11 protein-coding genes are annotated in these 12097 nt (G+C 72.9%); all 11 read right to left on the bottom strand.

Annotation, left to right across the window (positions count from 1 at the left end; translation table 11 throughout):
- Nucleotides 1-37: 37 nt before the first annotated feature.
- Nucleotides 38-1525, bottom strand: coding sequence for a serine/threonine-protein kinase (locus tag AB0H21_RS23595; RefSeq protein WP_358520100.1), 1488 nt, complete (start codon nt 1523-1525; stop codon nt 38-40).
- Nucleotides 1526-1623: 98 nt separating this feature from the next.
- The gene (locus AB0H21_RS23590; RefSeq protein ID WP_358520098.1) at nt 1624-2019 is read right to left on the bottom strand and encodes an Rrf2 family transcriptional regulator; all 396 of its coding nucleotides are present in this window, start codon (nt 2017-2019) and stop codon (nt 1624-1626) included.
- Nucleotides 2019-2879: an ABC transporter permease gene (locus AB0H21_RS23585; RefSeq protein ID WP_358520095.1), complete on the bottom strand. Its 861-nt coding sequence runs from the start codon at nt 2877-2879 to the stop codon at nt 2019-2021. Before AB0H21_RS23585 ends, AB0H21_RS23590 begins: the two co-directional genes overlap by 1 nt.
- Nucleotides 2876-3718 (bottom strand): ABC transporter ATP-binding protein, encoded by an 843-nt coding sequence (locus tag AB0H21_RS23580; protein ID WP_358520093.1) that lies wholly within the window; start codon nt 3716-3718, stop codon nt 2876-2878. Before AB0H21_RS23580 ends, AB0H21_RS23585 begins: the two co-directional genes overlap by 4 nt.
- Nucleotides 3719-3800: 82 nt before the next feature.
- The gene (locus AB0H21_RS23575; protein WP_358520091.1) at nt 3801-4877 is read right to left on the bottom strand and encodes an ABC transporter substrate-binding protein; all 1077 of its coding nucleotides are present in this window, start codon (nt 4875-4877) and stop codon (nt 3801-3803) included.
- 287 nt (nt 4878-5164) lie between these two features.
- Nucleotides 5165-6340, bottom strand: a complete 1176-nt coding sequence (locus AB0H21_RS23570) for a cytochrome P450 (RefSeq protein ID WP_358520088.1) — start codon at nt 6338-6340, stop codon at nt 5165-5167.
- Nucleotides 6341-6553: 213 nt separating this feature from the next.
- Complete coding sequence (locus AB0H21_RS23565) at nt 6554-7486, bottom strand: NAD-dependent epimerase/dehydratase family protein (RefSeq protein WP_358520085.1); 933 nt, start codon at nt 7484-7486, stop codon at nt 6554-6556.
- Between the two features lie 49 nt (nt 7487-7535).
- Complete coding sequence (locus AB0H21_RS23560) at nt 7536-9068, bottom strand: class I adenylate-forming enzyme family protein (RefSeq protein ID WP_358520081.1); 1533 nt, start codon at nt 9066-9068, stop codon at nt 7536-7538.
- Between the two features lie 7 nt (nt 9069-9075).
- The gene (locus AB0H21_RS23555) at nt 9076-10233 is read right to left on the bottom strand and encodes a cytochrome P450 (RefSeq protein WP_358520078.1); all 1158 of its coding nucleotides are present in this window, start codon (nt 10231-10233) and stop codon (nt 9076-9078) included.
- Nucleotides 10230-10991 carry a glycosyltransferase gene (locus AB0H21_RS23550; RefSeq protein ID WP_358520076.1) on the bottom strand — a complete coding sequence of 254 codons (762 nt, stop codon included), beginning with the start codon at nt 10989-10991 and terminating at the stop codon, nt 10230-10232. Before AB0H21_RS23550 ends, AB0H21_RS23555 begins: the two co-directional genes overlap by 4 nt.
- Nucleotides 10991-11953 (bottom strand): 3-oxoacyl-[acyl-carrier-protein] synthase III C-terminal domain-containing protein, encoded by a 963-nt coding sequence (locus AB0H21_RS23545; protein WP_358520073.1) that lies wholly within the window; start codon nt 11951-11953, stop codon nt 10991-10993. The genes AB0H21_RS23550 and AB0H21_RS23545 overlap by 1 nt, the downstream gene beginning before the upstream one ends.
- Between the last annotated feature and the right edge of the window lie 144 nt (nt 11954-12097).

The raw sequence follows: 12097 nt of genomic DNA, 5'->3' as shown, positions 1-12097 counted from the left end.
GACAGTCCAGACGGACCGCCCGGGAGTCCCTGGCGGGTCAGCCGTTCGTGCCCGGCGGCCGGTAGTACTTGAACACCGACTCCATCGTCGGCCTGAGCCGTTCCCACTGGGCGGCCGTCGCCGACCAGTCGATGACGCTGATCCGGTCGCCGGTGACGATCATGCGCTGCAGCTCGCGGTAGGCGACCCCGCGTACCGCCCACGAGTGGTACCCCGGCCCGGTCCAGGTGCTCTCCCACTCCGCGACGACGGTCCCCCGCTTGGACGGCACCCTTTCGAGGCGGACGCGGTGGTACTTGCGCACCGACCGGGACATCGAGGCCTCGACCTCTTCGAGCACGTCGGCCGGCTTCCTCCCGAGCGTGGGGATCACCTCCAGCCCGAGGTGGGCGATGCCCTCGGGCTCGGACCAGGTGTAGTAGTCCTCCTGGATGGACAGCCGCCAGCCCCTCGGCACCGCGGCCTTCCATCCCGCGCCGTTGTCGTACCACTTCAGCTTGAGCCGGACGGGCGCCGCCACCGGGGTCGGCGTGGGGGACGGCGCGGCGGCGGTCGTGGGCGCGGCCGGCGCGGAGGCGCCGACGGGACCGGCGTTCGCGGGCGCGTCCGGGCGCAGGACCGCCCACCCGCCGATCGCCACCGCGGCGGCCGTGGCCGCGGCGACGACGGCCAGCACTCGCCCGCGGCGTCCCGCGCCCCGCACGGGGGCCGGGGCCGGGGAGACGAGCGCGTCGAGCAGCCGCTTGGCCTCGGCGGCGCCCATGCGCTTGGCGGGGTCGGTGGCGAGCAGCCCGGCCAGGACCGGCCGCAGCTCATCGGGGGCCTTGGCCAGCTCGGCGTCCTGGGTGAGCAGGGTGGACAGCGCTCCGCGGGTGCCCTCGAAGGGCGGCTTCCCGACGACGGTGGCGAACAGCGTCGCGCCGAGGGACCACAGGTCGGAGGCGGGCCCGGCGGGGGTGCCGCCCGTGCGTTCCGGGGCGAGGAAGCCCGGTGAGCCGGTCGCGCCGCCGCCGCGCGCGGCGTGCGGGTCGCCGGGAGAGGTGGCGATGCCGAAGTCGCTGAGGACGACCCGTCCGTCGTAGCCGATGAGGATGTTCGCCGGTTTGACGTCGCGGTGGACGATGCCCGCGGCGTGCGCGACGGACAGGGCGGTGAGCACTTCGGTGGCGATCGTCGCCGCGCGGGTCACCGACAGCGGGCCCTCGCCGGCGATCACCCGGTCGAGCGAGCGGGACGGGACGAGTTCCATGATTATCCACGGACGGCCGTCCTCGTCGGCCACGTCGAAGACGCCCACGATGTTGCGGTGGTTGAGCCGCGCCGCCGTGCGGGCCTCGCGCGCCGTACTGTGGATCATGCTGAGCCGCTGCCGCGAGTCGAGCGTGTCCGGGATCAGGACTTCCTTGATCGCGACCGGGCGGTCCAGGAGCGTGTCGTGCCCCTCCCAGACCATGCCCATGCCGCCCTGGCCCAGCGCCCGCATCAGCCGGTACCGCTTGACCACGAGCTGCCCAGGACTACCCATTGGCGATGCCCCCTCGCGGGCGATGAAGCGATAATTCAGCAAATGCGCAGTCTTCCACATGCGCCGTGGCCATCGGGCTCAGACAGGCCGCGACGGCATCACGAAAGGGGCGGCAGCGACCCGCTGGCGATGTGCGCCAGGGTGATCTCCGTCAGCGTCGTGTTCTCGTACGCGCGCAGCGCCGTCCACACCTCCGCCAGCGGACCGGCGACGCCGGGGAACCTCTCGCTGTGCGAGGGGACGCCCTCGACCACGATGATGATGTCGGCGAGCGTGATCTCGGTGGCCGGCCGGGCGAGCCAGTAGCCGCCGTCGGGGCCGCGCTGGCTCTCGATGAGCCCCGCGCGCCGCAACTGGAGCAGGATGTTGTCCAGGAACCGGCGAGGGATGTCCTGGGAGCTGGCGATCCGCTCGGCGGGCACGGGGCCCGGAGGAGCGGCGGCCAGCTCCGCGGCGGCGCGCAGGGCGTACTGTGTCCTGGCTGAGATCCGCATCAGCCCACTGGTTGGTCGAGCCCCCAGCGGCGCCGGAGGGCACTGTCCGCGGCGCCGAAACACATGTCGACCACGATGCCGATGACCAGGATCACGATCATCGTCGCCAGCAGGCCGGGCGCGTCCGACAGTTCGCGGGCGTTGTCGAGCTGCTCGCCGATCGAGGTCTGGTGGGCGATGATCACAAGGAGCTCGCCCGCCATGAGGGAGCGCCACGCGAACGCCCACCCCTGCTTGAGCCCGGACAGGAACGACGGCAGCGAGGCGGGGAGGATCACATGCCGGTACAGGGCCAGCCGCCGCAGGCCGAGGATGTGCCCGGCGCGCAGCAGGATCGGCGGGGTGTAGTCGACGCCCGCGATCAGCCCGTTGGCGATGGACGGCGCCGCGCCGAGGATCACCACGAACAGGATCGCGCTCTCGCTCAGCTTGAACAGCAGGATCGCCAGCGGGAACCATGCGATCGAGGGCATGGTCTGCAGCCCGGTGATCAGCGACCCGAACGCCGCGCGCAGCGGCCGCACCCGCGACACCGCCGCGCCGACGATCAGCCCGACCAGCACGGCCAGCGCGAACCCGAAGATGGCGCGGCGCATGGTCACGAAGATCGCGTCGTAGAAATCGGGGTCGCCGAGCCGGGTCCACAACTCGCCGAGGACGGTCACGGGGCCGGGCAGGACGTACTCGGGCCGCCAGCCGCTGAGCACGACCAGCTCCCAGATCGCGAAGACCAGCACGATGGCGGAGAACATCGGCCACGCCCGCGACCAGATCCGGGACGCCAGGCCGCGCCGCTCGCGGGTGGACAGCTCCAGCGCGTCCAGGCCGGCGATGCTCTGGGAGATCTCGGTGGTCGTCATGGCCGCTCGTCCTCCCTCGCCCCGGCCGGGACGGGCTGCCGCGCCGGCTTGGCGTGACGCAGGACCTCCTGGCGCAGCCGGTCGGTGATCGTCGCGGCCAGCGCGGCGACCTCGCCGGAGTCGGTGCGCCGCGGCCGGTCCAGGGTGATCGGGAACTCCTGGATCACCGTGCCGGGACGACTGCTCAGCAGGACCACCCGGTCGCCGAGGCGCACGGCCTCGCGCACGTTGTGCGTGACGAACAGGACGGTGAGCTCCCGCTCCCGCCAGATGCGCTCAAGCTCGTCGTGCAGCAGGTCGCGGGTCATCGCGTCCAGGGCGCCGAACGGCTCGTCCATCAGCAGGATGTCCGCCTCCTGGGCGAGCGCGCGGGCGAGGGCCACGCGCTGGCGCATGCCGCCGGAGAGCTCGTGGGGGCGCTTGGCGCCGAAGCCGCCCAGGTGGACGATCTCCAGCAGCTCGGCGGCCCGCTCGCGGCGCTCCTTCTTGGTCGTGCTCCGGCCCTTGCCGGTCACCCGGAGCGCCAGCTCGATGTTGGCGGAGACGGTGAGCCAGGGGAACAGCGCGGGCTCCTGGAACATCATCGCGATGCGCCCGCCCTTGGTGTCGATCTCGCCCGCCGTGGCGTGGTCGAGGCCGGCCACGAGGTTGAGCAGCGTGCTCTTGCCGCAGCCCGAGGCCCCGAGCAGGCACACGAACTCGCCGCGGGCCGCCGTCAGGGTCACCCGGTCCAGGGCCAGGAGCTCCCTGCCGTACACCTTGGAAACCGCGTCCAGCCGGACCGCGGGCTGGTGCCCGTCGGTCCGGCTGGAGCGCAGCTCCTTAGTAGGAGCTGTCACTTCGACTCCTCACCCGGCGCCCGCCCCGTGAGGGATCGGGGGCGCCGCTTCGGCTGTTGTGGTACGCCCGTGGCGTGCCGGGTCACTTGTCGCTCACCGCCTGCTGGCCCTTCGCGGCCAGGACCTCGTTGAGGATCGTGAGGTCGTAGATGCCGTTCAGGTCCACCGGGTCGAGCAGGCCGACCTTCTGGGCGTGGTCGGCGCTGGTGATCAGCGTGGAAGCGAGCGGGTCGTTGGTGAAGGTGATGTTCTTGAAGGCGCTGTCCAGGACCTCGGGCTTGAGCGGCTTGCCGGACAGGTCCTGCAGCTCGGCGTTGATGGCCTCCTTGGCCCCGGCGGGGTCGGAGTTGATGTAGGCGTTCGCCTCGACGTGCCCCTCGATCAGCTTCTTGACGATGTCGGGGTGCTCCTTGAGGAACTGCTGCCGCACGATCAGGTGGGTGATCACGAACTGCTTGTTCGGCCAAAGGTCGGACTCGTTGACGAGGATCTTGCCCTTGCTCTCCTGGATCAGGCGGCTGGCGAAGGGCTCGGGCACCCACGCGCCGTCGATGTCGCCGGTGGCGAAGGTCTGGAGGGTCTGGGCGTTCTCCTGCGGGACGATCGACACGTCGCCGCCGCCCTTGGTGTCGGTCTTCAGGCCCTGCTCCTGCAGCCAGTAGCGCAGCGCGACGTCCTGGGTGTTGCCGAGCTGCGGCGTCGCGATCTTCTTGCCCTTGAGGTCGGCGGCGCTGTTGATCTCGGGCTTGACGATGAGGAACACGCCACCGGACGCGGAGCCCGCGACGATCTTGATGGCCTGGCCCTTGGACTTCGACCACGCGTTGATGGCCGGGTTCGGGCCGATGTACGTGGCGTCGATGGCGTCGGAGAAGATCGCCTCGGTGGCGGCCGGGCCGGCGTTGAAGGTGGCGGTCTTCAGCGTCACGTTGCTGCCGAGGGCCTTCTCGAAGAAGCCCTTCTTCACGCCGACCAGCGCCGTGGAGTGGGTGATGTTGGGGAAGAAGCCGAGCCGCAGCTCGGTCTTGGCCGTGTCGCCCCCGGCGCCGCCCGAGGCGGTCGTCGTCGTGTCGCCGCCTCCGCCGCAGGCCGCCGCGAGGGCGGTCACCGCGACCGCGGCCAGTGCCGCCGCCATCCCCCGGAGCCTGCGTACTTTCATTGACCTCTCCTTTAATTCCTACTTAATAAGTCGGGTAGGTGTATAAGACGACATGTCCGTGCTTGCTGTCAAGCGGGAGTGACCGGTTGGGCACACGTCGTTACCGCATCGTGTCCGCCGGGCCGTCGGCCGGAAAGGCGGCGGGCGCGCCGCGTTCATGTCGTTCACCTGGCTGACGACGGTGATCACCGGTCGGCCGATCGGACGGCCCCGTAAAGACGGCCCCGAAAAGAGGATCGACGCGCCGCGTGGGCGCGTCGATCGCGATCAGAAGGTGCGGGCGCGGGTCACCAGACGACGGGCAGCGCCTCGAAGCCGCCGGTCACCCGGTCCACGCGCATCGGGACCTGCTCGAAGGGCACCGCGAGGTCCAGGGCGGGGAACCGCGTGAACAACGTGCCGAAGACACTGCGCAGCTCCACCCGCGCGAGGCTGGCGCCGATGCAGTAGTGCATGCCGTGGGCGAACGCCAGGTGCGGCTCCTCGCCCTGCCGGTGGACGTCGAACGTGTCCGGATCCTGGAAGACCCGCTCGTCCCGGTTGGCGGCCATGGTCGAGATGATCACGGCCTCGCCCTTGCGGATCGTCACGTCCCCGACCTGGACGTCCGTCCGCGCCCACCGCGTCACGCCGAAATCGGACGGCGCCGACATGCGCAGGATCTCCTCCACCGCGCCCGGCACCAGGGAGGGGTCCGCCACCAGCGCGTCCCGCTGGGCGGGGTTGGTCAGCAGGTACGAGACACCGTGGTCGATGCGGTTCACCGTGGTCTCGTGGCCGGCGAACAGCAGTACCGCGCCCAGCTCGGCGATCTCGTCGTCCGCGGCGTCCATCGTGGCCATGTCCGAGAACACGTCCTCAGCGGGGTTCCGCCGCTTCTCGATCATGAGCTCGTGGATGTACCCGCTGAGCTCGTCGAGCGCGGCTTGGGCCCTGCCCGGGTTGGCCATGTCGGTCATCGTGTCGGCCAGCGCCCGGAACCGCTCGCGGTCCTCGCGCGGGACGCCCAGCAGCTCGGAGATCACGAGGGCGGGCAGCGGCACGGACAGGTGCGCGTGCAGGTCCGCCGGCGGCTGCTTGGCGGCCAGCTCGTCCAGCAGTTCGTCCACGATCTCCTGGACGCGGCCCGCCAGCATCCGCATGCGCCGCGCGGAGAAGGCGGGCGCGAGCATCTTGCGCATCCGCTCGTGGTCGGTCTTCTCCTTGTCGAAGTCACCCCTCGGCGCGCCCGCGATGATCGCGTGGGACACGCGCGGGGCGTTGGCCGGATCCGGATGGGTGCGCCCGAGCCGCTCGTCGCCGATCAGGGACCGTACCTCCTCGTAGGAGGTGACCAGCCACGCCTCGTCACCCGTGCTCGTCCGCACACGGGTGATCGGCGAGATGGCGCGCAGTTCCCTGAACACCGGCGACAGGGCCAGGCGGTCGCGTCGCGGGAACGGTAACTGGGGGAGATCGGACACGATGGGCGCCCCTCTCGTGCATGAACGTCTTCGTCGCGAGCGTCGCGAACGGCTCTCTTTCGACCGTCGCACCTGGGCGACGCATCCGCAATGCCAATTGTCAGGACTTGTAAGTATTTGTGGTGACTGGCGCTGAGGATTTCGTGCAGACTCAGGGCTTTCGCGGCCTTCATCCGTATTCACCGCCGCCCGGGGTGCCCGTGAGCAGGGCGTTCACCAGGACGCGGCGCCCCGGAACGAGGTGGGGGCGGGCCGGTAGCCGAGACGCTCCCGCGCCGCCGAGATGTCGAGCGTGCGCTCCACGGCCAGGTGCCCCACGGCGTACCGGGTCAGGCGCGGGGGCTCCGGGCGGCGCAGGACGCGGAAGACCGCCTCCATCACCCCCGCCACCGGCATCACCAGCGCCGCGGGCAGGTAGAACGGCTCGGCGTCGATGCCCCGCTCGCGCAGAATCCAGCGCAGCGCCTCGTCCAGGACGACCGGCTCGGCGTCCGTGACGTTGAAGACGCCCCGCGCCACCGGCCCCGACGCGGCGAGCAGGCACGCCTGCGCCAGGTTGTCCACCGAGGTCAGGCTGACACGCTGACGTCCGTCGCCCACCGCCCACAGGCGGCGTCCCCGCACCGACGCCAGCACCCGGGGGAGCAGCGTCGGATCGCCCGGCCCGTACACGGCGTGCGGCCGCAGGATGATCGCCGACTCGCCGGCCACGCGCTCGGCGAGGGCCTTGGACGCCCCGTAGGCGTTGGCGTACCGCCGCGCGTGGCACTCGTGCTCGCGCGCCATCACGGTCGGGCGGAACGGGTCGTACACGCTCGCGGTGCTGATGTGGACGAACCGAGCGTCCGGGAACGTCGCCCGGACGCGGGCGGTGCCGATGACGTTGACCCGCCTGAACTCGCGGGACGGCCCCCAGTCGCTGACGGTCCCCGCGCAGTGGATCACCGCGTCCACCTCCGGCGGGTCGACGGGGCCGGGTCCGGTGACGTCCCAGGAGCGGTACGGCACGACGCCCGCGCGGACGAGGCCGCCGAGGTCGCCGGTAACGCGGCTCGGGGGGCGGCGCCCGAACGCGTGCACCCGCCACCCGCGCGCCACCGCCGCCCGCACCACGGTCCCGCCCGCGAACCCCGACGCCCCGGTCACCGCCACCCTCATGACACGCCGTGCCCGTCCGGGAACCCCGGTGGCCCGTTCATGGACGGGCCCCGCCGATCACCTCGCGGAGGCGGGCGCGGTCGAGTTTGCCGTTGCGCCCGCCGCGCGGGAACGCCTCCACCAGCGCCAGCCGGTCGGGCAGCGCTCCGGCGTCCACGATGTCCGGCAGCGCCCGGCGCACCGCCGCCGCGTCGAACCCCTCGTCGGCGACCAGGGCCAGCACGACCTCCTCGTCGCCGGTCCCCGGGTCCGGCACGCCGATGATCGCCGCCTCGGCCACCCCCGGCAGCGCCGCCACCGCCGGTTCGTACAGGCCGGGGTAGATGTTCACCCCGTCCCGCAGGATCATGTCCTTCTTGCGGCCGAGCAACACCAGCCGCCCGTGCGCGTCGAGGCGGGCGAGGTCGCCCGTCGCGACCTCCCGCAGCGGGGTCTCGCCGAGGTAGCCGCGGGCGAGCTGCGGCCCGGAGACGAACAGCTCGCCGTCCTCGCCGATCCGGACGGACACCCCCGGCAGCGGCGGGCCCAGCAGGTCGCCGTCCCGGCAGGTCAGCTTCTGCTCGGCGGAGGCGACGGCGATCGGCAGCGCCTCGGTCATGGCGTACACCGAGAGGATGTCCGCGTGCGGCGCGGCGGCCCGGGCGCGCCGCAGGACGGCCGGCGGGCTGGGGGCCGTCCCGAGCAGCAGGCAGCGGAGCGTGGCGGGCAGCGCCGGGTTCGCGCGCAGGGCGCGGTCCAGCCGGACGGGGACGCAGAACGCGTGCGTGGCCCGGCGGGCGGCCAGCTCGTCCGCGAGCGGCCGGGAGCCCGGCAGCGACCACGTCGCGCCCGCCATCAGCGCGGGAAGGCCCAGCATGAGCTGGTCGGTGTGGACCACGTCCCCCTCGCCCAGCGGGACGGCCGCGCGGAACAGGGCCGACCCCGCGGCCAGCGAGTTCCGCGTGTGGACGACGCCGCGCGGGCTCGCGGTGGTCCCCGAGGTGAACGCGACGACGGCGGGCTGCCCGGACCCCGCGGCCTTCCCCGTCACGTCGGCATCCCTGTCACAGCCTGAGGTGGGCGCGGCGCCGTTCGGCGCGCGTTCCAGGGCGCGCAGGCTCAGGGCCCCGCGCGGGACGCCGGGGAGCCACGGACCCGCGTACAGGTGGTTCACCGCGGATCCCGGAACCGGCTCGCGCAGGTGGGGCAGGTGCAGCCCGCGGCGGCGAGCGAGGCGGCGCAGCGGGCCGCTCAGGGCGTAGACCAGCGCGTCGGCGACCACCCAGCGGGGCCGGGTCAGCGCCAGCCGGGCGGCGGCCACCTCGGGCGCGAGGCCGGGGTCGGCGAGGACGAGCATCCCGCCCGCGGCGACCGCGCCGAGCGCGGAGGTGACGGCGTCCGGCCCCGGGCGCACAGCGAACAGCACGCCGTCCCCGGGGCGCAGCCCCGTCATGGCCCCGGCGACGGCCCGGACGCGGCGGCGCAGCTCGCCGTACGTCAGCGTCCGCCCGCGCCCGTCCACCATCGCGACGGCGCCCGGCCGTCCGGGACCGTCCAGGATGCCGGCCACGATGTCGGTTTTCCCAGCCATCCACACGTCATCCACAGGTTATCCACAGGTGTTCATAGGTGGGGATGAGCACGCCCCGCGCCGCCTTCCGCCTGGTCACGCGCGGCCGGAGCGCCAGCAGCGTCCCCGCCACGGCCCGGATCTCGGCCATCGCCAGCGGGTAGCCGACGCAGAAGTGCGGCCCGGCCCCGAACCACAGCCGCCGCAACTCGGGCGGATGCTTCGCGACCGGGTCGAACGGGCCGAAGGCGCGGGCGCAGTTGTGGGTGACGATGACCACCCGGTCCCCCGGCCGCACCCGCACGCGGCCCACCCGCGCGGGCGCCGCCACCGAACGCAGCATCACCGGCGTCGGGGTGGTGACCCGCATGGCGTCCTCGATCGCCCGGTCCAGTTCCTCCGGCCCCTCGACCCGGACGCCCGCGTCGTCGAGCAGGGCGACCAGCCGCGGGACGAACGTCGCCACCGTCTCGGTGCCGGTCAGGAAGAACGCGCCCGCCGCCCCGCGCGCCTCGGCGGCGGACAGCCCGAGCGCGCGCATGCGTCCTACGACCGTCGACTCGTCGCCGTCGTCGTAGGCGGCGGCCGCGATGGCGCCGACGCGGTCCAGCACCCGGCGGGCCACCGCGACCTGCCGGTGCGACAGGCGGCGCGAGCGCAGCGAGACCATCGACACGACCCGCTCGCCGTCGGCGAACAGGGACCGGGCGTCGCGCGCCGAGACCTCCCGCATGCCGATCAACCGGCAGATCACCGCGCCCGCCATCAGCCGCATCTCGTCCACCAGGTCCACCGACTCGCCCCGCGCGAGCCGCGCCGACAGCTCGCCCAGCGGGACCTCCAGCACGTCCGCCACCAGCGCCTCGACCTGCGCGGGCGCGAACAGCGGCGCCAGCTTGCGCCGCAGCTCGGTATGCCCCTCGCCCTCCATGTTGAGCAGCACCGACGGCCCCAGCACGGGCGTCCACAGGTCCCCGGGCGAGCCGGGGCCGTCCTTGCGGAACCGCTCGTCCGTGAGCACCGCCCGCGCGGTCGCGGCGTCGTTCACGACGACCCCGAGGCCGGGCGCCCGCACCACCGGCCCGAACCGGGCGAGCAGCCGCATCAGGGGGTAGGCCACCGGATGGGCGGCCAGGTACAGGCGGTTCTCGGCGGCCATCGCCCGCCCGGCGCCCCGCGGCCTCACCGGACGTCGACCACGTCGGGACGGTAGTGGTGGTCGGCGTACCAGGCCAGCGTCCCCGCCAGCCCGTACGCGCGCAGCCGCCGCACCGAGCCGTAGACGACGACGTCCCGGCGCGTGCCGTACGCGCGGGTCAGCGCGCGCACGCGGTTCACCAGCGCGCGGTCCTCGTGGACCTCCTCGATCGCCGTGCGCGGGAACCCGCCCGCCCGCTCGTACAGCTCCGCGGTGATGCCCACGGTCGCGCCCGGCATCATCACGTACGGACCGAGATAGGCGGCGTCGCGGTTGCCCGGGCGGACGCGCCCGAACGCCGCCGCCACCTCCACCACGAACGGCAGCAGGCGCCGCTCCCAGAACTTCAGCGGGAACTCGTCGGTGCGGGGCCGCAGCAGCCCGCCGACCATCTGCAGGCCGTCGGCGAAGCCGCGCTTCATGGCTCGCACCCAGTCGGCGCGCGGCAGGCAGTCGGCATCGGTCCGCAGCAGGTGGGTGGCGCCGCGCGCGATGGCATGCCGCATCCCGGTGTCGGAGGCCGCGCCCGTGCCCTTGTGCGGCTCCCTGACCAGCTCGATCCTCATCGACGACCCGGCGGCGTACGCCGTGACGATGTCGGCGGTCGCGTCGGTGCTCATGTTGTCGACGATGACCAGCGTGAACGCGCGGTCGTCCTGGGCTTCGAGCGCGCGCAGGGTCGCCTCGATGCCCTTCGCCTCGTTGTAGGCGGGGATGACCACCCACAGGTCCATCAGGCCGTCCATCACAGGTCCGCGAACAACACGCCGAGGCTGATGCCGCCGCCGAGGCCGAGCAGCGCCACCCGGTCGCCCGGCGCGGCGCCCGCCGCCGCGAGCTGGAGCGGCAGGGTGGCCGAGGCGCAGTTCCCGTGCTCGGGCAGCGTCACGACGAGCCGGTCGCCGGGGATGCCCAGCGCGCGGGCCAGCACGTCCAGGTACGGCATCGCCACCTGGTGCACGGCCACGACCGAGAAGTCATCCCAGGTCAGGCCGGTGCACTTGAGCGCGTCGAGGAACAGGTCGGGACCGACCAGCTCGAACGCCTCCTTCAGCCGCCGGCCGTCCCCGCTGAAGTAGGAGTACTCGGGGTCGCGCGGGTGGGCCGAGCCGCCGCCGGGCAGCGTGCCGGCCGCCCAGGCGGTGGAGCCGGCCGAGAAGGCGCGGTAGAAGATGCCCCGGCCGGGGTCGGCGGCGAGCAGCACCGCGGCGCCCGCGTCCGACAGCGTGTACCCGGCGAAGGCGTCCGCGAACTGCGCCCGGCTCGCGACCCGCCACCGGACGGCGCGGGACGGCATCTCACCGGTGCAGACCACCACCTTGTGGTGGACGCCGGTGCGGATGAGTGCCTCGGCCACCTGGATGCCGTTCAGCATGCTGTTGCAGGCGTTCTTGACGTCGAAGACCGGGCAGGTCAGGCCGAGCTTGGCCGCGACGATGTGCGCCGTGGCGGGCTCCACCATGTCCTGTGACGCCGACGCGAAGATGAGCAGGTTGGCGTCCTCACCGCCGGGGAGGCGGCGCACCGCGGCGACCGCGAGGTCCGACGCCTGCTCGTCGTCCGCGGCGACGTGGCGCCGCTTGATCCCCGTGATGCGCTCGATGACGCCGCGGGAAGGGACGTATCCCTCGATCCGCGACTCGACCTCGCGACTGGTCATGGAGCGTTCCGGCAGATACGCCGCGACGCCCGCGATACGGGCCTTCATCCCGCCCCCTGTGTACGTTTGTCGTGAAACTTCCCCCAAACGGCAATCTACTTGCTCTTTACCTGCGCGGCATGAGCTTCTCGGCTCAGGTCCGGTACTCAGACCGGCCGGGAAGACGCCCGGTTGTCAGGGGCCGCCCGGGCG

The sequence above is a fragment of the Sphaerisporangium sp. NPDC051011 genome, from assembly GCF_040653595.1.
Classification (GTDB): Bacteria; Actinomycetota; Actinomycetes; order Streptosporangiales; family Streptosporangiaceae; genus Sphaerisporangium.
This window is presented reverse-complemented; position numbering and strand designations above follow the sequence as displayed.